General features: G+C 70.9%; 19 protein-coding genes. 7 read left to right on the forward strand and 12 right to left on the reverse strand.

Annotated features, from left to right (window positions below; translation table 11 throughout):
- The first annotated feature begins 52 nt into the window (after positions 1-52).
- A complete protein-coding gene (locus tag AB0M59_RS35145; RefSeq protein ID WP_364624049.1) occupies positions 53-499 on the forward strand; it encodes a nitroreductase/quinone reductase family protein in 447 nt (148 codons plus the stop codon).
- Here AB0M59_RS35145 and AB0M59_RS35150 read toward each other — a convergent pair.
- From AB0M59_RS35150 to AB0M59_RS35165, 4 genes are all read right to left on the reverse strand, one after another.
- Positions 486-1,406 (reverse strand): molybdenum cofactor biosynthesis protein MoaE, encoded by a 921-nt coding sequence (locus tag AB0M59_RS35150; RefSeq protein ID WP_364624051.1) that lies wholly within the window; start codon positions 1,404-1,406, stop codon positions 486-488. The two genes, AB0M59_RS35145 and AB0M59_RS35150, sit on opposite strands and share 14 nt — an antisense overlap.
- Positions 1,403-1,873 (reverse strand): cyclic pyranopterin monophosphate synthase MoaC, encoded by a 471-nt coding sequence (moaC, locus tag AB0M59_RS35155; RefSeq protein WP_155540659.1) that lies wholly within the window; start codon positions 1,871-1,873, stop codon positions 1,403-1,405. The genes AB0M59_RS35150 and moaC overlap by 4 nt, the downstream gene beginning before the upstream one ends.
- Before the next feature lie 126 nt (positions 1,874-1,999).
- Positions 2,000-3,388, reverse strand: a complete 1,389-nt coding sequence (locus tag AB0M59_RS35160) for an NAD-dependent malic enzyme (protein ID WP_364624053.1) — start codon at positions 3,386-3,388, stop codon at positions 2,000-2,002.
- A 105-nt stretch (positions 3,389-3,493) separates the two neighbouring features.
- A complete protein-coding gene (locus tag AB0M59_RS35165) occupies positions 3,494-3,673 on the reverse strand; it encodes a hypothetical protein (protein WP_360683487.1) in 180 nt (59 codons plus the stop codon).
- 89 nt (positions 3,674-3,762) lie between these two features.
- On the opposite strand from AB0M59_RS35165, the gene AB0M59_RS35170 reads away from it, so the two are divergent.
- Positions 3,763-6,000 (forward strand): helicase-associated domain-containing protein, encoded by a 2,238-nt coding sequence (locus AB0M59_RS35170; RefSeq protein ID WP_364624055.1) that lies wholly within the window; start codon positions 3,763-3,765, stop codon positions 5,998-6,000.
- Between the two features lie 186 nt (positions 6,001-6,186).
- On the opposite strand, the gene AB0M59_RS35175 is transcribed toward AB0M59_RS35170, so the two are convergent.
- From AB0M59_RS35175 to AB0M59_RS35200, 6 genes are all read right to left on the reverse strand, one after another.
- Positions 6,187-7,110: a DUF742 domain-containing protein gene (locus tag AB0M59_RS35175; protein ID WP_364624057.1), complete on the reverse strand. Its 924-nt coding sequence runs from the start codon at positions 7,108-7,110 to the stop codon at positions 6,187-6,189.
- 108 nt (positions 7,111-7,218) lie between these two features.
- The gene (locus AB0M59_RS35180; protein ID WP_091390236.1) at positions 7,219-7,635 is read right to left on the reverse strand and encodes a roadblock/LC7 domain-containing protein; all 417 of its coding nucleotides are present in this window, start codon (positions 7,633-7,635) and stop codon (positions 7,219-7,221) included.
- 379 nt (positions 7,636-8,014) lie between these two features.
- Positions 8,015-8,623: an ATP/GTP-binding protein gene (locus AB0M59_RS35185; RefSeq protein WP_247017872.1), complete on the reverse strand. Its 609-nt coding sequence runs from the start codon at positions 8,621-8,623 to the stop codon at positions 8,015-8,017.
- Positions 8,604-9,386, reverse strand: coding sequence for a DUF742 domain-containing protein (locus tag AB0M59_RS35190; RefSeq protein WP_364624059.1), 783 nt, complete (start codon positions 9,384-9,386; stop codon positions 8,604-8,606). The genes AB0M59_RS35185 and AB0M59_RS35190 overlap by 20 nt, the downstream gene beginning before the upstream one ends.
- Before the next feature lie 25 nt (positions 9,387-9,411).
- Complete coding sequence (locus AB0M59_RS35195) at positions 9,412-9,873, reverse strand: roadblock/LC7 domain-containing protein (RefSeq protein ID WP_364624061.1); 462 nt, start codon at positions 9,871-9,873, stop codon at positions 9,412-9,414.
- A gap of 20 nt (positions 9,874-9,893) precedes the next feature.
- Complete coding sequence (locus tag AB0M59_RS35200) at positions 9,894-13,106, reverse strand: nitrate- and nitrite sensing domain-containing protein (protein WP_364624063.1); 3,213 nt, start codon at positions 13,104-13,106, stop codon at positions 9,894-9,896.
- A gap of 717 nt (positions 13,107-13,823) precedes the next feature.
- On the opposite strand from AB0M59_RS35200, the gene AB0M59_RS35205 reads away from it, so the two are divergent.
- The 5 genes from AB0M59_RS35205 to AB0M59_RS35225 are packed head-to-tail and all read left to right on the forward strand — an operon-like array spanning position 13,824 to position 18,299.
- Positions 13,824-14,831, forward strand: coding sequence for an ABC transporter substrate-binding protein (locus tag AB0M59_RS35205; protein ID WP_364624065.1), 1,008 nt, complete (start codon positions 13,824-13,826; stop codon positions 14,829-14,831).
- 1 nt (position 14,832) lies between these two features.
- The gene (locus AB0M59_RS35210; RefSeq protein WP_364624067.1) at positions 14,833-15,603 is read left to right on the forward strand and encodes an ABC transporter permease; all 771 of its coding nucleotides are present in this window, start codon (positions 14,833-14,835) and stop codon (positions 15,601-15,603) included.
- Positions 15,600-16,433, forward strand: a complete 834-nt coding sequence (locus tag AB0M59_RS35215; protein ID WP_364624069.1) for an ABC transporter permease — start codon at positions 15,600-15,602, stop codon at positions 16,431-16,433. Before AB0M59_RS35210 ends, AB0M59_RS35215 begins: the two co-directional genes overlap by 4 nt.
- A gap of 19 nt (positions 16,434-16,452) precedes the next feature.
- Complete coding sequence (locus AB0M59_RS35220; RefSeq protein ID WP_364624071.1) at positions 16,453-17,313, forward strand: ABC transporter ATP-binding protein; 861 nt, start codon at positions 16,453-16,455, stop codon at positions 17,311-17,313.
- A 17-nt stretch (positions 17,314-17,330) separates the two neighbouring features.
- On the forward strand, positions 17,331-18,299 hold the full coding sequence (locus AB0M59_RS35225; RefSeq protein ID WP_364624073.1) for an ABC transporter substrate-binding protein: 969 nt from the start codon (positions 17,331-17,333) through the stop codon (positions 18,297-18,299).
- A gap of 364 nt (positions 18,300-18,663) precedes the next feature.
- On the opposite strand, the gene mdlC is transcribed toward AB0M59_RS35225, so the two are convergent.
- Positions 18,664-20,250 carry a benzoylformate decarboxylase gene (gene mdlC / locus AB0M59_RS35230; protein ID WP_364624075.1) on the reverse strand — a complete coding sequence of 529 codons (1,587 nt, stop codon included), beginning with the start codon at positions 20,248-20,250 and terminating at the stop codon, positions 18,664-18,666.
- Positions 20,251-20,344: 94 nt separating this feature from the next.
- A complete protein-coding gene (locus tag AB0M59_RS35235; protein WP_364624077.1) occupies positions 20,345-21,991 on the reverse strand; it encodes a S53 family serine peptidase in 1,647 nt (548 codons plus the stop codon).
- Positions 21,992-22,062: the final 71 nt, after the last annotated feature.

Raw genomic sequence — 22,062 nt, forward strand, 5'->3', positions numbered from 1 at the left:
CGAAAGAGTCTACCGTGATGGCAGATACTTCGACAGTCGAAAGGATTGTGCCGTGGCGACCCGTCAAGCCCTGCCTCGCTGGCTCCGCCCCGCCAACCGGTTCGTCCGCCTGCTGACGCGGCTGGGGCTGCGCCTCGGCACTATCCACGTCCTGACCGTCCCCGGCCGCCGGTCGGGCGCGCCGCGGCCCACTCCGGTCTCACCGCTGACCGTCGACGGCCGTCGCTACGTCATCGCCGGCGTTCCCGACGGGGATTGGGCACGCAACGTCCGGGCCGCCGGCCGGGGCGAGCTCGCCCACGGACGTCGCAAGCAAGCCGTGACGCTCGACGAGGTCACCGATCCCGACGTCCGCGCCGAGGTCATGCGTGCCTTTCCCCGCGAGGTTCCGCACGGGGTGCCGATGTTCGTCCGGCTGGGCCTCGTCGGCAGCGGGAGCGGAGACGAGTTCGCCGCGGCCGCCGAGCGCGTCGCCGTCTTCAGGATTACGGCGAGTTGACCCACTCGTCCGTGCCGTCGGTGAAGTGCTGGTGCTTCCAGACCGGCAGCCGCGCCTTCACCTCGTCCACCAGGTCCGAACACGCCGAGAACGCCTGGCCGCGATGCTCCGCCGCCACCGCGCACGCCAGCGCGACGTCGCCGATCGTCAGGTGACCGATGCGGTGGCTCACCGCCACCGCCCGGACGCCGACCCAGCGCGTCGCCAGCTCCGCGACCACGTCCGCGATCACCTGGCTCGCGCTCGGGTGACCCTCGTACGTCAGGTCGCGCACGCCCTTGCCGCCGTCGTGGTCGCGGACCACCCCGGCGAACGTCACCACCGCGCCCGCCGCGTCGTCCTCGACCAGGCGGGCGTGCTCCTCGACCGACAGCAGGTCCTCGGTCACCAGGGCCCGCGCGACGCGCACCGAAGGCGTGGCCGCGGCGGGACGCGGGTGGTCGCCGCCGGCCAGCTGGTCGACCGCGTGGTCCAGGATGCCGTCGAGCACGCCCAGGCCGTCCTTCACGCCGCCACTGGAGCCCGGGAGGTTCACGACCAGGGTCCGGCCCGCCACGCCCGCGAGGCCGCGCGAGAGCACCGCCGTCGGGACCTTCGGCAGCCCGGCGGCGCGGATCGCGTCCGCGACGCCCGGCAGCTCGTGGTCCAGGAGCGCGCGCGTGACGTCCGGGGTGCGGTCGGTCGGCGAGATGCCGGTACCGCCGGTGGTGAGCACCACGGCGACGCCGTCGGCCAGCGCGGCCCGCAGCGCGACGCCCACCGGGTCGCCGTCCTCGACGACGACCGGCGCCGGCACGTCGTACCCGCGCCCGGCCAGCCAGGCGACGATCACCGGGCCGGTCTTGTCCTCGTAGACGCCCTTCGCGGCGCGGTTGGACGCCACGATCACGCGTGCGGTGCGCTTCACGGCCGCTCCCAGGTCCCGGTCTTGCCGCCGTCCTTGCGGAGCAGGCGGACGTCGTCCAGCGTCGCCGCCGGGTCGACGGCCTTGATCATGTCGTGCAGGGTGAGCCCGGCCACGGCGACCGCCGTCAGCGCCTCCATCTCGACGCCGGTGACGTCGGTGGTCTTCGCGGTCGCGCGGATCCCGACCTCGGCGTCGCCGAGGGTGAACTCGACCTTGACCCCGGACAGCGCGATCTGGTGGCACAGCGGGATCAGCTCGGGCACCCGCTTGGCGCCCATGATCCCGGCGATGCGCGCGGTGGCGAGGGCGTCGCCCTTGGGGAGGCCGTCGGTGGCCAGCAGCCGGAGCACCTCGGCGGTGGTCCGCACGGTGCCGGCCGCGAGCGCGGTGCGCGCGGTGGCGGTCTTGCCGGAGACGTCGACCATCCGGGCGGCGCCGGTCTCGTCGACGTGGCTGAGTTCACTCACAGGGCGAGGCTACTTCCGCACGCACCCAAGGCGGCCTTCGGTGCGTCTGACGCACCCAATGTGGCCTTCGGTGCGTCTGACGCAACCAAGGCCACATTGGGTGCGGGGTCGGGTGCGGAACGCCGACTAGCGCTCCGCGCGCACGGCCTTCCGCACCGCATCGGCGACCGCGGGCGCCACGGCGCTGTCGAACACGCTCGGCACGATGAACGACGCGTTGAGCTTGCCGTTGTCGACGACGTCGGCGATCGCGTCGGCCGCCGCGAGCAGCATGTTGTCGTCGATGTTGTTCGCGTGCGCGTCGAGCAGGCCGCGGAACACGCCCGGGAACGCCAGCACGTTGTTGATCTGGTTCGGGAAGTCGCTGCGGCCGGTCGCCACGACGGCGGCGTGCTTCTGCGCCTCCAGCGGGTCGATCTCCGGGTCCGGGTTGGCCAGCGCGAAGACCACCGCGTCGGACTTCATCGTCGCCACCTGCTCGGCGCCGAACAGGTTGGGCGCGGAGACACCGATGAAGACGTCCGCGCCGACGAGCGCCTCGTGCAGGGCGCCGCTGACCTGGTCCTTGTTGGTGTGCGACGCGATCCACGCCAGGTTGTCGTCGAGGTTGCCGCGCGCGGAGTGGACGATGCCGTCGATGTCCGCGGCGACGATGTCACCCGGGTTCTTGCGCAGCAGCAGCCGGATGATCGCCGAGCCGGCCGCGCCGACGCCGCTGACCACGATCTTGCAGTCTTCGATGTTCTTCTTGACCACGCGCAGGGCGTTGCGCAGCGCGGCGACGACGACGATCGCGGTGCCGTGCTGGTCGTCGTGGAACACCGGGATGTCGAGCTGCTCGCGCAGCCGCTTCTCGATCTCGAAGCAGCGCGGCGCGGCGATGTCCTCGAGGTTGATCCCGGCGTACACCGGCGCGATCGCCTTGACGATCTTGATGATGTCCTCGGTGTCCTGGGTGTCCAGGCAGACCGGCCAGGCGTCGACGTCGGCGAACTTCTTGAACAGCGCCGCCTTGCCCTCCATCACCGGCAGCGCGGCGGCCGGGCCGATGTTGCCCAGGCCCAGCACCGCGGAACCGTCGGTGACGACGGCGACGGTGTTGCGCTTGATGGTCAGCCGGCGCGCGTCTTCGGGGTTCGCGGCGATCGCCTGGCAGACGCGGGCGACGCCCGGGGTGTAGGCGCGGGAGAGGTCGTCACGGTTGCGGAGCGCGACCTTGGGGGTGACCTCGATCTTGCCGCCGAGGTGGATCAGGAACGTCCGGTCGGAGACCTTGCGGACCTTGACGCCGGGCAGCGAGTCGAGCGTCTGGGTGATGTCGTTCGCGTGGTTCTCCGACAGCGCGTTGGCGCTGATGTCGACCACGATCGAGTCGGAGTGGGACTCGACGACGTCGAACGCGGTCAGGACGCCGCCGACCCGCCCGACGGCGGTGGTGAGGTCACCGGCCGCGGTGGACGAAGCCGGGGCCTCGACCCGGACGGTGATCGAATATCCGGGACCGGGAACCGGCATGGCGCTTACCCCCGCATGGGAAAGGTCGGTTGGGACGGGAGCGAACCTACTCCCGTGACCGCCCTCACGAGGCCCCGATACCGGTACTGACCAGTAACAACAGGGTCAGCGGTTGATCTCGGTCTCCGGGTGCACGTAGGGCACCGTGTCGAGGGGGAACGTGAGGTCGCCGAACGGCGACAGCGCACCCTGGCGGTCCGACGACAGCTCGGTCACGGGGTGCTCACCGGCCTCGCCCGGCCAGGTCGGGTCGATTCCCTTGTGCTTCTTCTCGCCCTTGGCCACAACGTCCTCCACAGCCGCGTTCGGTTCTCGTGCCCCAGTCTGCCTGAGCCCGGGCGGCCTGTCGCAACCGCCCGGTATCCTGGCCTTCTATGCCCGCGACCTCCTTGGCGGACTGGCTGCGAGCGGAGTCCGACGCCGCTCTCGAAGACCTGCTCCGCACGCGGCGGGACCTGTCCACGCCGCCGCCCTCCGACAGCACCGTGCTGGCCACCCGCGCCGGCACGCCGGGCTCGGTCGCGCGCGCCTGCGAAGACCTCGACACGGTCACCCTGGCCGTGCTCGAAGCGTGCCTGCTGGCCGGCGCGGACCGCGACCCCGTCCCGGTGGCCCAGGTCACGGACCTGGTCGGCACCGACATCGCCGCGCCGCTGGCCCGGCTGCGCGCACGAGCACTCGCCTGGGGCCCGGACGACGCGCTGCGCGTGCCGCCCGCGATCCGGGAGGCGCTCGGGCCGTTCCCGGCGGGGCTGGGCGCATCGTCGCCGTCGCTTGCCGATGAGGACCTCGAGGCGCGGCTCGCGGAGTTGCCCGACGACGAACGTGGCGTGCTGAACGCCCTCGCCGCGGGCCCGCCGATCGGCCGCACCCGCGACGCCGGGATCGACCTGACGCTCGAGAAGGCCGGGACACCGGTGCAGAAGCTGCTGGCCCGCGGGCTGCTGCTGCGGCGCGACGACCAGACCGTCGAGCTGCCGCGCGAGCTCGGGGTCGCGGTGCGCGGCGGCGTCTTCGCGCCGGGCGCGCTCACCGAGCCCGAGCTGCCGCTGCACCCGCACCAGCCGTCCACTTTGGACGAAGCCGCGGCCGGCGAGGCGATGGAGTTCCTGCGCCACACCGAATCCCTGTTGCGTTCGTGGTCCGCGGCGCCGCCGCCCGTGCTCAAGTCGGGCGGCCTCGGCGTCCGCGAGCTGAAGAAGCTGGCGAAGGACCTCGAGATCGACGAGCCGCAGGCGATCCTGCTGGCCGAGCTCGCCGTCGGCGCCGGGCTCGTCGCGGACAGTGAGGCGACCACGCCCGAGTGGGTGCCGACGACGCTCACCGATTCGTGGCTCGCGTCGCCGACCGCGCAGCGGTGGATGACGCTCGCCCAGGCGTGGCTGGAGCTGCCGCGGCTGCCGGGGATGGCCGGCGGCCGCGACGCCAAGGACAAGCCGATCGCGCCGCTGTCGGAGGAGCTGCGCCGCCCGCTGGCGCCGGTCGCGCGGCGGCGGGTCCTGGCCGCGCTGGCCGACCTGCCCCGGGGCGCCGGGGTGAAGAGCGTCGACGAGCTCGTCGCCGTGCTGGCCTGGCGCGCCCCGCGGCGCGGCGGGCGGCTGCGGGACGAGACCGTCCGCTGGACGATGTCCGAGGCGTCGGCGCTGGGGATCGTCGGGCTCGGCGGCCTCACGACGGCGACGCGGGCGCTGCTCGCCGACGACCGGCCGCGCGCGGTCGAGGCGGTCCTGGACGCGCTGCCCGCGCCGGTGGACCACGTGCTGCTGCAGGCCGACCTGACGGTCGTCGCACCGGGTCCCCTGGAACCGGAGCTGGCGGCGGAGATGGCAGCGGTGGCGAACGTCGAGTCGGCCGGCCACGCGACGGTCTACCGGATCACCGAGACGTCCGTCCGGCGGGCGCTCGACACCGGCCGGACCGCGGACGAGCTGCACGCGCTGTTCAAGAAGAAGTCGGCGACGCCGGTCCCGCAGTCGCTGAGCTACCTGGTCGACGACGTCGCCCGGCGGCACGGCCGGCTGCGCGGCGGCGTCGCGGCGTCGTTCCTGCGGTGCGACGACGAGGCGTTGCTCGCAGAGGTGCTGGCCCACCCGGTCGCGGCGGAGCACGACCTGCGGCTGATCGCGCCGACGGTCGTGATCAGCCCGGACCCGCTGCACGAGGTCCTCGCCGGCCTGCGCGCGGCGGGGTTCGCGCCGGCGGCGGAGGGCCCGGACGGCCGGGTCGTCGACATCCGGCCGAGCGGGCGAAGGCTGCCGGCGAAAGCCAGGGCCGCCCGGCGCAGCCCGGGTGAGCAGGCCGTGCTGACGTCCGACCAGGCGACCCGGATCGTCTCGAACCTGCGGGCGGGCGACGCCGCGTCCGCTCGGCGCCGGGGGTCCGCGGTGCGGGCGCCGGTCGGCGGTGGGGCGGACACGTCGGCGACGCTGGAGCTGCTGTCGCGGGCGACGCTCGAACGCCGTGAGGTCTGGATCGGGTTCGTCGACTCGCGCGGCACCGCCAGCCAGCGGGTGATCCGGCCCGTGCGCGTCGGCGGCGGGGTTCTCGAAGGCGAGAACAACGAGCGGTATTCGCTGCACCGGATCACCTCGGCCGCGCTGGTGGAGGAGTAGCGCGGCCAGTGTCGCGCGTGGCGAGCCGTTTGACGTTCGGCCGCTGGGGTCAAGGCGCTCGCCGAGCTCCGGCCAGGCTCGGTAGCCCGGACCAAAGGTCTTGAATGAGTCATTCAGGACCTCCGAAGACCTGAATGAGTCATTCAAGACGTTCGGACTCGCCGCCGCGCTGGTGGAGGAGTAGCGCTAGAGCGCCCGCAGGCCGGCCAGGACTCGCTCCATGAACTCGCGGGACGAGCGGTCCCCGAGGATCAGCTCCGTCTGGTGGATCAGCACCAGGCCGATGTCGGCCATGTCGCCGACCAGCACCTTCACCACGCCCAGCGGCAGCCGCAGGTGGGCGGCGATCTCGGCCACCGACCGCGTGTCCAGGCACAGGTCGCAGATCCGGCGGTGCTCGACCGACCGGACGCCGCGGTACCGGCGCCCGTCGTCGGACGTCGAGACCAGCGCCTCCAGCGCCAGGTTGTGGTCGGACCGCGTGCGACCGCCGGTCCGCGTGTACGGGCGCACCCGGGAGCCCACCGAAGCGACCGGCGACGGGCTCAGGACGCGCGCCGGCTCCTCCCACGGCTCCGGCTGCGGGATCCAGCGGGTCTCCGGGTCCGGCGGGGGCGTCCAGCCGGTCCGCGGGTCGATCGGCGGAGCCCACGAAGGCGGGGGCGCCGCCTGCGGTCTGGACACCGGGGGTCTCGGCGCCGGGGGCCGGGGTGCCAGTGGTGCCGGGGGCCGGGGCGGGGGCGGCGGACGAAGCGGTGCCGGCGGGCGAGGCGGGTGAGCGCCGCGAGGGGGCGTCCACGCCGGCTCGAGCGGCGGGGGCTCCGGCTCGTACGACTCCCCGTCCTGCCACTCCGGCTCGGCGGGGTCGTACCCCTCGTCGTAGTCCTCGTCGAAGTTCGCCGAATCGGACGGCGAACCCCACTCGCGGGTGTCCTCGTCGGTGTAGCCCTGCGGGTCCGGCTGGGGGCGCGCCGGCTTGCGCTTGGGCATGATCATCGACAGCGTCGACATGTCGAACTTGCTGGGCGAGTCGAAGCCCTCGCGATCGGTACCGCGGTGCAGTGCGTCCCAGCCGCTGGAGTCCGGATCGTCGAATCCCGAAATCCTCATCGTGTCCTACTGTGCCGGTCGTTACTGATCCGGCCACAGTCACGGCCGGAAGACTTCGCAGCGACGAGTGCGTTCCGCTTGGGGGCCGGCCTGCTTTCGGCCGGATCACTAACCACGCACGCCGCCCTGGAGCTGGGCGCGCAGCTCGGGGGTGATCTGCTGACCGACCCGCTCGACGAGCAGCGTCATCTCGTACGCGACCGTGCCGATGTCACACGTCGGCGCGGCCAGCACCGCCAGCGACGAACCGTCCGAAACGGACATGAGGAACAAGTAGCCGCGCTCCATCTCCACCACGGTCTGGTTGACACCGCCCGCTTCGAAGCAGCGTGCGGCCCCGAACGTCAGGCTGATCAGCCCGGACGCGACCGCGGACAGCTGCTCGGCGCGCTCCTGGGGCAGCCCTTCCGACGGCGCCAGCAGCAGCCCGTCGGCGGACACCAGAACGGCGTGCGCGGCGCCGGGTACCCGGCGCACGAAGTCCGTGATGAGCCAGCCGAACGAACCCTGGCCGGATGCCGTCACTACTGCCCCTCCTTGCTCCTGCGGCGCCGCACGCCGCACCCCGGAGTGGCCGGCACGGCCCACGCTCAAGCGTATTCGCCCCGCCGGTGGTGTCGAGTCGACCACCGGCCGGCCGCTGCGCACCCTACGTGTGCGCGCGACCGCGCTCCGCACCGGCCCGGTCCGGGCCGTGCGGGCGAAGCTCACGCCGCGGCCCGCCGTGACGGGGTGTCCGCGCAGGTCAGCCCGGTGGACGGCGGACCGGGCCGGCGACGCCGTCCTCGACGTTACCGAACCGCGGCGACCGTTCCGTCCTCCGGACGGCGGCAGTGCTCCCCGAAGTGGGTGAAGCCCGTGGAGTTCACTCCAACGGCCGCATCCGGTTCGGGGCGTCATACCCTCAGCCCGCGCGCAGCGCCGAATCGTGCGCGATCGCGTGCTGGACGACGGAGATCAGCACCTGCTTGGCGGAGTCGCGCTCACGCGCGTCGCACGCCATGATCGGGACGGACGGCGCGATGGTGAGCGCGTGCCGCACGTCCTCGATCTGGTGGTGCAGAAGCCGGTCGAAGCAGTTGATGGCCACGACGTAGGGCAGCTTCCGGTTCTCGAAGAAGTCGATCGAGGGGAACGCGTCGGCGAGCCGCCGCGTGTCCACCAGCACGACCGCCCCGATGGCACCGACCGCGAGGTCGTCCCACATGAACCAGAACCGGTGCTGACCAGGGGTGCCGAACACGTACAGCACCAGGTCCGAGTCCAGCGAGATGCGCCCGAAGTCCATCGCCACGGTCGTGGTGGTCTTGTTCGGCGTCGCCGAGGTGTCGTCGTGTCCGACGCTGGCCTCGGTCATCATGGCCTCGGTGGTCAGCGGGTCGATCTCCGAGATCGCCCCGACCATCGTTGTCTTCCCCGAACCGAACCCGCCGGCGACCACGATCTTGGCCGACGAGGTCGGACCCGTCACCTGCGGCGCGTTCGCGTCGGAGTCAAATTCTCCGAAGCCCACTGAGCACCCTTTCCATGAACTCGATACTCGGGCGGTCGCCCACGGTCTGGTTGCTGGAGTGCACCAGCACGAGCCCGAGACCCGCCACGTCACCAATCAACACCCGCACCACGCCCAGCGGCAGCCGCAACAAGGCCGCCACCTCGGCCACCGACCGGGTGTCGAGGCACAGGTCGCAGATCGACCGGTGCTCGGGCACCCGGACCCGGTCGAGCATCCGGCCCTGATCACTCGTCGAGATCAGCGCCTCGATCGCCAGGTCGAGGGTCGCCTTCGTCCGGCCCCGGGTCCGGAAGTACGGCCGGACCAGGCCCGACGTCTCCATCTCGGTCGGCGCCGGCTCGTCGACGTACTCCTGGTGGGCCTGCCGCGGCAGCGCCGCGGCCAGCTCACCGGAGTCCGGTCCCGACGAGTAGTCGCGATCGTTGCTGTACGCGGCGAAGTCGTGCGCGTCGTACAGCGGCCCGCTCGACCCGCCGAACAGCTCCGCTCCCGGGCCGCCCAGCAGCCGGTCGCGGTATTCGCCGCTGCCGGGCTGGATCGGCCGGATCGGTTCCTGACCGGCATTGCTGTCGGTCAGCCAGTTCGGTGGTTCTCGCACAGGGTCGTTGTCGGACGCCTGTACCCGGCGTGACCGCCATTCGCGATCGACCCGTTCCCGGAACGACTGCCAGTCCTCCCGGCCGTCGTCCGGTTGCTCGGACCACCCGCCGGAGAAGTCGTCACCGAGCCGGCCATCGCCCCTCAAGCGCCCGTCGTCCACGGCTCTCTCCTCGGTTCCCGGATCCTCAGCGGCGGATTGCCGAGCCCTGCAGCTGGGCCCGCATCTCCGGTGTCAGCTGCTGACCGACCCGCTCCACCAGCAGAGTCATCTCGTAGACGACCAAGCCGATGTCGCTCTCCGGCGAACCGAGCACCGCCAGACAGGAACCGTCGGAAACCGACATGAGGAAGAGGAAGCCGTTGGCCATCTCCACGACGGTCTGCGCGACCGTCCCGCCTTCGAACACCTTGGCCGCGCCGCGTGCGAGGCTCGTGAGCCCCGACGCCACCGCCGCCAGCTGGTCCGCCCGGTCCTTCGGCAAGCCACGCGAGGCCGCGAGGAGCAGGCCGTCGGCCGACACCACGACCGCGTGGGCCGCGCCGGGCACCCGGTGCACGAAATCCGTGATCAGCCATGCGAAGCTGCCGGCATTGCTCGCCTTGGCATGCGCCTGGCCGTTCGGCTGCGCGGAGCCACCCGGCTGCATTGCACCCGCCCGTGTCACTTTCACTCCTCACTGCTGTCTGTGGTGTTGCCACGCCCCGGAACCCTGCTGCTTTCCAGCTGTTCTTCGGCCGGGAGCTCCTTCAACGCATGCCGTCCCGAGGTGTAGCCCCGCTGGAAGCTTGCCATCCGGCTCCGCGCCGCGGACGCCGAGCGGGTGATCGCACCCGTTCCGGGCATGCCCGCGGTGTTGTCCGCGAAGTTGTTCTGCGCCGGCGCGTCGGCCGAAGGACTGTTGATCGACCCCGGCACCAGGTAGGCGTTCGGGACGCGTTTCGGCAGCCCGGCCGTGGTGATCTCCTCGTTCTTGGACTCCAGCAGCGACTGCGCCTTCTGCCAGCCGTCGTCGGAGGCGCTGTGCCAGCCGTCGTCGGGCGGGAGGAGCGGGTGCCGGGTCGCCGCGGTCGGCTGCAGCTCGTCCACCTGCTCGCGCTCTTGGTGCCGGGTGACCGGCTCGCGCTCCTGGTGCCGGCTGACCGGCTCGCGCTCCTGACGCCTGGTGACCGGCTCGGCGACGACGGTCCGCTCCGCCACCGGCTCGTCGGAGCCGGTGAGCGGCGGCAGGTTCGGGTCTTCACCCTCGCTCTGCGTCGGCACCGGGTCGGCTGCCGATTCGTCGCCTTCACTGAACCAGCGTGACAGCACCGACTGGTAGATGGGCAGCCGCCGGGTGGGTACATCGTCCTCGAGGGCCGACGGACCGACCTCCTCCGCGCGCGACGGGGGCGGTGGCGGCTCTTCCGGCGGGACGAACTTCGGCTCGCGCTTCGGCAGGACCAGCGGCGCGAACTGCGTGTCGCCCGCCCGCGAGCTGGCGCCTTCGCCGTTCTGCGACGGCGTCAGCGGGGCCAGGTCCTCGGCGGTCGGCCAGGCCGGCGTCTCGGGCTTCGGCAGCTCGGGCGACAGGAACGGGCCCGCCGCGCGGCCGCCGCTGACCAGGTCGTCCAGGCTGATCGGCTGGTCGAGCGGGACCAGCCCGCCCTGGTTCGCCACCGGCTCGTGCACCGGTGGAGGCGGAGGCGGCGGTGCCGACGGCGGGATCGGCGTGTGCGCCTGCGTCTGGTCGAAGTCCGACCGCGCGGCCGGGATCGGGATGCTCGGCATCGACATCGACGTCTCGGACCGGTTCGCCGGCAGCGGGGTCTGCCGCGCCATGCCCGGGCGGAGGTGGGTGAGCAGCTCCGCCGGGACGACGACGCGGGCGATGACGCCACCCTCGATGTCCTCGTTCTCGCGCAGCCGGACCTCGATGCCGTGGCGCTTGGCCAGCCGCGAGACCACGTACAGACCCATTCGCCGGGTCACCGACACGTCCAGGTCCGGCGGCTCGGCGAGCCGGCCGTTGACCTCGGCCAGCCGCTCGTCGCTCATGCCGACACCGTGGTCGGTGACCTGGATGGCGAGCGCCTTCCGGCGGGTCACCACGGCGCGCACGATGACCTTCGTCTCCGGCTCGGAGAAGTAGGTCGCGTTGTCGAGCAGCTCCGCGAGGACGTGCACGAGGTCGTGGATCGCGAGGCCCTGGACCGCGACGTCGGGCACGATGCCGACCTCGATCCGGGCGTACTGCTCGATCTCGGACACCGCGGCGCCGATGACGTCGGCGGCGGGCACCGGCTTGGGCACGGACTTCGCCAGGCCGGCGCCCGAAAGCACCAGCAGGGACTCACCGTTGCGCCGCAGCCGGGTGGCCAGGTGGTCGAGCTCGAACAGGCTCGCCAAGTGGTCCGGGTCCTGCTCGTCGGCCTCGAGGCGGTCGATGACGCCGAGCTGGCGTTCCACCAGCCGCTGCGACCGCCGCGAGAGGTTCACGAAGATGCCGTTGACGTTCTCGCGCAGGAGGGCCTGCTCGGCGGCCATCTTGACGGCCTGTTCGTGGACGATGTCGAACGACCGCGCGACCTCGCCGATCTCGTCGCGAGAGGTGACGGGCACCGGCTGGACGGCCTTCTTCGAGGCGCCGACCGGGTCCGGGTCGTCGAGGATCGCCTGCACGGTTTCCGGCAGCCGGGTGTAGGCGACGTCCAGCGCGCTCTTCCGCAGGATCCGCAGCGGACGCAGCATCAGGCGGGCGACGACGAGCATCAGCGCGATCGCGGCCGCCAGCGCGGCGAGCACCACGGCACCGCCGACCCAGGCCGAGTTGACCGCCGCCGTGGCGAGGTCGTCGGCGCGGGTCTTGAGCTGGGCCAGCAGGTTCGACTCGACCGCGTGCAGCTTGTCGGCCGACACGGTGCTGTCCTTGCCGAGCGCCGTGGGGTCGATGTTCGGCGGGTCGGACAGCTGGGCGGCCGCGAACGCCGCGGTCTGGATCCGCCGGCGGTCGTCGACCTCCGGGCCGGAGTAGGTGTCGTTGTAGAGCTGCCGCTGGTCGTCGTCGGCGTTCGCGAGGAAGGCCGCGATCGAGGCGTCCGCACTGGAGGCCGACGCACGCGTCTGGTCCAGGAGGTCACCGGGGAAGTTGGCGCGCAACGCCGCGATCTGCAGCTCGGCGTCGGAGCGGGTGGTGAACTCCTTCGCCTCGCTGATCGCCTGCGTGCTCGTGCCGAGGCGCAGCACGTCCCGGTCGGTGACCGCGGTGGTCACCTCGCGGCCCAGCTCGATCAGCGCGTCGAGGATGCCGGAGTAAGCGGTCATCACCGTGATGTCGGGCAAGCCGTTCGCGGTGTTGAACGCCGCCCGCAGCGGGCGCAGCGCGTCGAGGCGCTGGAGACCGCGGCTGTAGCGGTCCTTGGTCCCCTGGTCGTCGTAGCTGAGGGTCGCCGCCGAGTTGCGCAGGTCGGTGACCTCGCGGTCGACCTTCGCGATCTGCGCGTCGAGCCCCGTCTGCAGCAGCGGGTTCGAGGACGAGATCCGCGCGACGGCCAGCGAGCGCTCGTTCTGCAGCTCGTGCACCACTGTGGTGACCTTGACCGCGAACGCGACCTGGTCGGCGGTGTGCTGGAACTCGGTCGCCTGCTGTGCGTCGTCGACCACGCGCAGCGTGCCCAGCACGAGCGCCGTCAACGTCGGGATCAGGAGGACCGCGGCCAGCTTGGACCGCAGCCTCCAGTCGCGCATGCCGGAGAACAGCCCGGCCTTCCGGCCCGGAGCATCTCCGGGCGACTGCGCGGGGGTCCCTCCTACCCCCGCGGCGTCTTCGTTCGGCACCGCCGCACCACCATCATCGTTCGAGCTCGGGAATCCCTGGTCGGTCCAGCGCCCGCCAGGGCGCATCGCGTTCTCCTCAGCCACTCGTCAGCACGCTCCCGGCGCTCCGGCTCATCGGCCGATCGGCAGGAGCCCAGCGCGAGACGCTACCCGTACGGGTGAAAAGATCGTCTTCGACGGGGGTTCCTGAACCCCGTCCAGCCGGACGGAATCGGTTCAGCTCGAGCATCACGGTCGGGTCCCTGCGCTGGTCCTGCATCGGTCTGTCTCTTCGGCCTAGCCCGCCCGCACGGCGGCTGAGCCCGGCCAGGCAGTGGTCTCCGCGGGGAAGTTTCTCTCAGGAAAAGCACAGCGTGCCCTGGTAAACCGGGGATCGACTTGATCGGCCATCCAGGCACTCTCTCTCACTACATCGGAGGTTGTTACCTCCCCGCAGGTGCAGAGGGTAGCGAACGCTCGGAGAAGATGTAACCCTCCCGACGCTCTGTGCCCGATGTTGCACAGCGTTCGCTCAGTCAGCGCACAGCTGGTGATCGTCTTTTCCGGAACTGGGTCCTACGCTGGGTGAACGACTACGGCGAGTGGAGCAGCGGGTCTAGACCAGAGGCCAAAAGAGTGACGTGCGCCACCCTCTCGGGTATTGATCCCACCCGTTGTGAGCGAGCTGTCACCTTCTCTACAGTGGCCCGCGTACTCCCGAGAATGAGTTACGTACTTCCCCGGGATTCGGTCCACCAACCGTCAATTTTTTTACCCAAGGAGCAGGCCTTGCTTGGAAACGCCATGAGCAGTGGCCGGGTTCGCACTCGCCGCGCCGCGCTCGGGCTCGCCCTCACCGTCGCAGCCGCCACAGCCCTCACCGGCTGCAGTGCGCTCGGCTCGGACGACTCGAGCGCCTCGTCGAACGGGGGCGGCCTGGAGAAGTCGAAGATCAAGGTCTCGATCATGCCCACCACCGACTTGGGCCCGTTCTGGCTCGCCCAGGACGGGGGTTACTTCAAGGCCGAAGGCCTCGAGGTCGAGCAGATCATCGCCAACAGCGGCCAGGCGTCGATGACGAAGGCGATCTCCGGTGAAGCGGACATCGCCCTCTCGACCTACACGCCGTTCTTCATCGCCAAGAGCACCGGCGCAGCGGACGTACAGCTGGTCGCGGACGGCACTTCGGTGAACGCGAAGAGCAACGCGATCGTCACGGTGCCGAACTCGAACGTGAAGACGGTCAAGGACCTGGCCGGCAAGCGGATCGCGATCACGGCCAAGAACACCGCGTCGGACATCCTCACCAAGTCCGTCATGAAGGACCACGGCGTCGACTTCAGCACCGTCAACTGGGTGCCGATCCCGCTGCCGAACATGGCGGCGGCGCTGAAGGACAATCAAGTGGACGCGGCCTACATGCCGGAGCCGATGCTCTCGCAGTCGGCGAAGACCGTCGGTGCGACGCCGGTCATCGACATCAACACCGGCGCCAGCCAGGACTTCCCGCTGACCGGCTACGGCGCGGCGACGAAGTGGGTGCAGGCGAACCCGAAGACCCTCGCGGCCTTCCAGCGCGCGATGAAGAAGGCCACCAGCGACGCGATCAACGACCGCGCGAAGGTCGAGCCGCTGCTGGTCAAGTACGCGAAGATCGACGAAGACACGGCCAAGCTGCTCACCCTGCCGGGTTACGGCTCCACGCTGGACGCCCGTCGCCTCCAGCGGGTCCCCGACCTGCTGCTGCAGATGGGTGTCATCACCAGCAAGGTCGACGCCGCGCCGATGATCGCCCCGCAGGCGACCAACTGACGTGACGAAACTGCTTCGCGGCCTGGCCGGCCTGGTCGGCTTCCTCCTGCTCTGGGAGGTCGTCGTCCAGGTCGGCCTGGTCAGTAAAACCTTCATCCCGCCGCCGAGCGTCGTCCTGGTCACCGTGGTGGACCTGCTGGGTGACCCCGACTTCATCCGCGACATCGTCGCGACCATGCTCGCCTGGCTGATCGCCATCGCCATCGCGGTCGCCGTCGGCGTACCCGCCGGGCTGCTGCTGGGCAGCGTCCCGGTGCTGCGCACCGCCACCGCCGCGATCGTCGAGTTCCTCCGCCCGATCCCGGTCACCGCGCTGGTGCCGCTGGTGCTGCTGGTGATCGGCTCCGGTCCGGACGCGAAGATCTCCCTCGCGGTGTACGCCTCGCTGTGGCCGATCATGTTCAACACCATCTACGGCATGGGCGAAATCGACCCGGTGCTGATGGAGACCGCGCGCGCGTGCGGGACCAGCCGGTTCCGCATCCTGTCGTCGGTCGCGCTCCCGCAGACCGCGCCGTTCGTCTTCACCGGCCTCCGGCTGTCGGCGACCATCGCGCTGATCGCCGTCGTCAGCGTGGAGTTCCTGGCCGGCTCCGAAGTCGGGCTCGGCAGTTACATCCTCGTCGCGAGCACCGGTTCGATGCGGTTCGACCTGGTCCTGGCCGGTACCGTGGTGGCCGGGGTACTGGGGTACCTGATCAACGAAGGGCTCGAGCAGCTGGGCAGGCGGCTGTTCCGCTGGAGCAGCGTCGACCGGGAGGCGATCGCGTGAGCACGGCGACTCTTTCCGGCCGGGTGGGCCGCCGGGCCGCGCGCGGCGCCGCCACCGTCGTCCGCAACTGGCTGCTCTTCGCGATCCTCGTGGTCGTCTGGGAGTTCGCCGCCCGCGCGGGCGGTAGCAAGTTCTTCCCGCCACCGACGGAGATCGCGGTCGCCGCCGGGAAGCTGTGGTTCACCGGCCCCGCGTCGAGCCTCTTCCTCACCGACGCGGTCTTCGACAACGTGTTCCCCAGCCTCGGCCGGATGCTCGGCGGCTGGGCGCTGGCCGCGGTCGTCGGCATCGCGCTGGGCGTGCTGGTCGGCCGGTCCGAGAAGGCGATGGACTACCTCGGCCCGCTGTTCGCGTTCTTCCGCTCGATCCCGCCGCCCACGCTGATCCCGGTGTTCGCGGTGCTGTTCGGACTGAGCTCGGGCATGCAGATCGGGTCGATCATCTTCGGCGCGATCTGGCCGGTGCTGCTCAACGCGGTCGACGGCGTCCGCTCGGTCGACCAGGTGAAGGTGGAGACCTCGCGCTCCTTCCGCACGCCGAAGCGGTACTGGATCACGATGGTGGTGCTGCCCGCGGCGGCGCCGAAGATCTTCGCCGGGCTGCGGGTGAGCCTGTCGATCTCGCTGCTGCTGATGGTCGTCTCCGAGCTGGTCGGCGCGTACAACGGCATCGGGCGGTCGCTGATGAACGCCCAGCAGGACTTCGACTTCCCGACCATGTGGTCGTGGCTGGTGCTGCTCGGCATCCTCGGCTACGTCTTCAACACGATCTTCCTGGCCGCGGAGCGGCGGGTGCTGGCCTGGCAGCCGACCCGTCTCGGCCGCGACTGACGCTGGAAAGGCCTCTCCCATGTCAACCATGCTCGAAGTGTCCGGCCTCAGCCACCGCTACGGCACGGGCGCGAAGGCGCACACCGCGGTGAACGACCTGTCGTTCACCGTCGAAGCCGGGCAGCTGGCCAGCATCGTCGGCCCGTCGGGCTGCGGGAAGTCGACGCTGCTGCGGTGCGTCGCCGGCCTGACCCCGCCGACCGAGGGCACGGTGAGCCTGCACGGCGACCGCGTCTCGGGCGTGCCGGACGACCTCGCCGTCGTGTTCCAGGACTACAGCCGTTCGCTGTTCCCGTGGCTTTCGGTGCAGAAGAACGTCGAGTTCCCGCTGCGGTGGCGGCCGATCTCTCGCGCGGAGCGGCGTTCGCGGGCGGCCGAGGCGCTGGAGCAGGTCGGGTTGTCCGCGGTGGGCGGGAAGTACCCGTGGCAGCTGTCGGGCGGCATGCAGCAGCGGGTGTCGATCGCCCGCGCGCTGGCCAGCCGTCCGGCGTTGCTGCTGATGGACGAGCCGTTCGCGTCGGTCGACGCGCAGACCCGCTTCGAGCTCGAAGACCTGACCCGGCGGGTGCAGCGCGAACAGGGCAGCACGATCCTGGTCGTCACGCACGACATCGACGAGAGCGTCTACCTGTCCGACCGGGTGCTGGTGCTGTCGAAGTCGCCGGCGTCGATCGTGGCGGACCTTCGCGTGGGGCTGCCGGCCGAGCGCGACCAGATCACCACGCGCGAGTCGGCGGAGTTCGTGACGCTGCGCGGTGAAGTGGCGCGGCTGCTGCACGGCGGTACGCCGGCGGATGCGGCCGCGGCCGCGTCGGACGCCGCCGAATGGGACATGGCCGAGCGGGCGAAGAACGTGACGGAGTCCAAGACCGGGAGCTGACGACCGCAGGGGGGATCATGGGGACGGCCAGGGCGGTACTGACGGGATTGCTGGTCCTGCTGGTGACGGGGTGCACCGCGCTGAGCGGCTCCTCTTCGGAGCCTTCGGCGTCGCGAGGTGCCTTGGAGAAACCGAAGATCCGGGTGTCGATGATGTCGACCATCGACACCGCCCCGTTCTGGCTGGCCAAGGACGGCGGGTACTTCCAGCGCGAAGGCCTCGACGTCTCGACGACCGAGGCCGCGACCGGGCAGGCGTCGCTGACGAAGCTGCTCAGCGGCGAAGTCGACATCGCGTACTCGAGCTACACGCCGTTCTTCGTGGCGCAGAGCAAGGGAACCGCGGACATCCGGCTGGTCGCGGACGCGTCGTCGGCCGGGCCCCGGTCCACCGGCGTGGTCGCGCTGCCGTCGTCCGGGATCCGTTCGGTGGCCGACCTCGCGGGCAAGCGGATCGGCATCTCGGCGCCGAACACGATCGCGGACACGCTGACGAAGTCGGTGCTGGCCGACAACCACGTCGACGCGTCGGGCATCAAGTGGGTCCCGCTGCCGCTGCCGAACACGGGGGCGGCGCTGAAGAACGGCGACATCGACGCGGGGTTCCTGACCGAGCCGTTCATCACGCAGGCTTCGCGCACGGCGGGCGCGGTATTGGTGGCCGACACCGGCACGGGGTCCACAGTGGACTTCCCGACGGCGGGCTACGGCTCCCTGGGTTCGTTCGTCTCGTCGTCGCCGAAGACGGCGGCGGCCTTCCAGCGCGCGATGGCCGCGGCGACGCGTGACGCTTCCGCGGACCGCAAGAAGATCGAGCCACTGATGGTGAAGTACGCGAAGATCGACGCGGACACGGCCGCACGCACCGGGTTGCTGACGTTGAAGTCCACTGTGGACGCCCGGCAGCTGCAGCGGGTGCCGGACCTGCTGCTGAAGACGGGCGTCCTGGCCAAGCCGGTGGACGTCTCGGCGATGGTGGTGCGCTAGCGTCGCGCGTGGCAAGTTTGTGGCGTTCGGGCCGCTGGAGTGAGGGCGCTCGCCGGGCCCGAGCGCGGGCCCGGGCCCGGCTCGGTAGCCCGGACCAAAGGTCTTGAATGAGTCATTCAAGACCTCCGAAGACCTGAATGAGTCATTCAAGACGTTCGCACTCGCCGCCGCGCTGTCAACGAACCTCGGACTCGCGACGCTAGCGGTCCGCGGAGTCCGGGAAGACGACGTGCCGGTCGGTGTGCCAGTCGAACAGCCGCCACGTCCCCGGTGTCCCGGTACCTCATGTCGACCGAGCCGCTCGGTGACCCGGCAGCCGGTCAGCCGGGTCACCGCCTCTCTCAGCTCTTCGGTTGTCGACAAGTCAGTAGAGCGTCCGGTCCGACGCGGTCACCCGGATGTGCACCAGCGTCGGGCGCTTGTCCTCCAGCGCCGCCGTCAGGCCCGGGACCAGGCCGGACGGCTCGGTGATCGTCACGCCCTGGCAGCCCATGCTCGCCGCCAGCGCCGCGAAGTCGATGCCGCCCAGCTCGGTGCCCGGGATCTTCTCGCCGCCGATCGTTTCGCCGAGGATGCGGACCGCCGCGTACTCCGTGTTGTCCATGATCAGGATCGTCACCGGGAGGTCCTGGCGCGCGGCCGTCCAGAGGGCCTGGATGCCGTACATGCTGGAGCCGTCGCCGACGACGCCGACGACCTTGCGGTCCGGCCGGGCGAGCGCCGCGCCGATCGCGCCCGGGACGCCGTAGCCGAGCGTGCCGCTGGCCATCGTCAGGAAGCCCGTGTCGGTCGCGGTGATCGGCAGGTGGTCGTGCAGGATGCCGCGGTGGCTGGGCGTCTCCTCGACGATGATCGCGTCCGCCGGCACCAGGTCCGCGAGCGTCGAATAGACGAACTCCGCGGTGAGCTTCTCGCCGCTGGGCTTCGCGGGGCGCTCGATCGGCGCCGGCGCGGGCCGCGTGCTCCGGTCGACCACGTTCAGCAGGGCCCGGACGCCGAGCTTCGTCGTCGCCCGGATGCCGGTGCCTTCGAAGGCGCGCGCGAGGATCTGCTCGTCGTCGCTGACGATGAACAGCGGCGGCATCGGAGCTTCGTCGCGGCCGCGGTCGACGTGGTAGGTGAACGCGGGGGCACCCAGCACGACGACGAGGTCGTGCGCGGCGAGCTTGTCCGAGATGGCGCCGCGTTCCGGGTCGAGGAAGCCCTGGAACAGCGGGTGGTCCTCGGGGAACGAGCAGCGGAACGACATCGGCGCGATCCAGACGCCGGCGTTGAGGCGTTCGGCGAGCGCGACGGTCTCCACGACGGCACCGTCCTGGTCGACGGCTCCCCCGACGACGATCCCCGGCCGTTCGGCGGCCGCGAGCGCGGCGGCGAGCTCGTCGATCGCCTCCGGGTCCGGCGCGTACCCGCGGATGCGGGGCCGGGAGATGACGGACCGTTCGGTGGTGACGGTCCAGTCGTCGGCCGGCACGGACACGAAGACCGGCCCGGACGGCGCCTGCGTCGCGACGTGGTAGGCCCGGGAGAGCGCGGCCGGGACGTCTTCGGCGGTGGCGGGCTCGATCGACCACTTGACGTACGGCTTGGGGAAGTCGGGCGCGTCCATGGCACCGAGGAACGGATCGTGCGGCAGCAGCGCACGGTTCTGCTGCCCGGCGACGACGATCAGCGGCGTCCGGTTGCGGTAGGCGTTGAAGAGGCTGCCGAGCCCGTGCCCGACCCCGCCCGCGGAGTGCAGGTTGACGAGAACGGCGCGGCGCGTGGCCTGCGAGTAGGCGTCGGCCATCGCCACGACGGCGGACTCCTGCAGGCCGAGGACGTAGTCGAAGTCGTCCGGCCAGTCGGTGAGGAACGGGACCTCGGTGGTGCCGGGGTTGCCGAACACCGTGGTGAGGCCGAGATCGCGGAGGAGTTCACGGGTGGCGTCCAGCACCGTGCGCTTGTTCATGTCCCCAGACTAATGCTTAGTTTTGCGAAGGAAAGCCCCAAAGGGCCGCCGGAACCGTGACTCGCACGGCCCCGGCGGCCCTTCCGAAACCGGCTCAGCCGATCAGGCCCGACAAGCCGCTCCCCTTGAACGAACCCCAGCCCGTCACCTGGTCGTATCCGGTGCCGGCGCTGAAACCCGTCGTCCCGTGGAGGGTGTTGTTGCCCGTCGTCACGTCGTGGAAGCCCGTGCCGTACGAGGACCCGTTGCCGATCGAGTAGAACTTCGGGTTCAGGTTGCCCAGGCCGCCGCCGTGGACCTGGTTCTGCAGCGTCGCGAACGCCGCCCACAGCGGGGCCGCGCCCGACGTGCCCCACACCGTCTCCCACGAACCCGCCGTGTAGATGTAGTAGCCCGAGCCGCTCGCCGCGTCGGCCGAGACGTCCGGGACCTTGCGGTAGGTCGTGCTCTGCGAGGACTGCCACGACGGCGCCGTGAACACCGTCGAGATGCCGCCGCCCGTCGAACCGTTGGACGCGCCGTCGTTCCACGCCTTCTCGCTGCTGTACGCGTTCGAGGACGTCACCGTCAGCTGCGTGCCGCCGACGCCCGTCACGTTCGGGCTCGACGCCGGGAAGTCCACGGCCTTCGCCGTCGACCCCGTCTGGCGGTAGCAGTCGGTCGTGCCGTCGTCGCCTGCGGCCGCGAAGTACGAGATGCCCTCCGCGGTGCCCGTCGCGATCGCGTTGCTGACGCTCTTCGCCGCGCTCGAACCCTCCGCGGATTCACAGGCGCCCCAAGAGATCGAGACGACGTTGACCGTGTGGTCCGACGCGATCTTCTGGTACATCGCCAGTTCGCCGGCGCTGGTGTTCGGCGCCTCGTACACGTAGTCGTTCGCCGCGGCCGCCAGCGCGTGCACGACCTCGATGTCGAGCTCGACCTCGATCTGGCCGTCCCCCGGCGCCGAGTCGTAGTTCGCGCCGCTCACCGGGACGGTGGTCACCGAGCCCGCCGAAAGGCCGTACGTGCTGTCGTACTTGGTGACGTCGGCCTTCTTGTAGCCGTCGAACTCGACGAAGCCGACCTTCACGCCGCTGCCGGTCGCCGAGAGACCGCTGGTGCCGTAAGCGGTCTTGAGCACCGGCGGGGTCACCGCCTTGACGACGTTCGGCTTCGCGACGGCGGAAGTGTGCGTCCGCAGCGCGTGGTTGTCGAGGCCGACGACGTTGCCCACGACGCTCGAGACGTCCGCCGGCACGGTCGGCGCGGCGTCGTTGGCGAAGAAGTCCCGGCCGGACGTCTGGTCGTGGTAGGTCCCGATCCGGGTGTGGAACGCCGATTCGAGCTGGGCCGCCGAGCCGGTGAACGTGATGGCCTGCCGGTTGCCGGAAATCTCGATCCCGGTGGCGCCCGCTTTCTCGAGGAATGAGACGGCCTTGCCGACGTCGGCCTGGGTCGGGCCGAACTCGGCATTGAACCGATCCGGGGTCAGAAAGTGGTGGTATTGCGGCGAAGCGGGGTTTTGGACGTCGGCGAGGAACTTTTCCAGCGCCTGCTGGTTGTGCAGTTTCAAGGACAGCGCCGCGGTGATCCGCTGCCCGCCCGCGACGTCGCCGGTGCGGGCGCTGCTGACGAGTGGAGCGGCACTGTCGGCCAGGGTGACCAGGGGTTCCGTCGCGGCGGCGGCGGGGACGACCACGGCGAGGCCGAGCAACGCCGGCAACGGCACGGCGGCCGCGACGAGCTTGCGCAAGCGCATGGGGAATTTCCTCTCGGCGGTGGGGACCGGGCCTGCGCGGAATGCTCGCCGCAGGTTGCCGAGAAGCATAA

It is taken from the genome of Amycolatopsis sp. NPDC051371, from assembly GCF_040682155.1.
In the GTDB taxonomy this organism is placed as follows: domain Bacteria; phylum Actinomycetota; class Actinomycetes; order Mycobacteriales; family Pseudonocardiaceae; genus Amycolatopsis.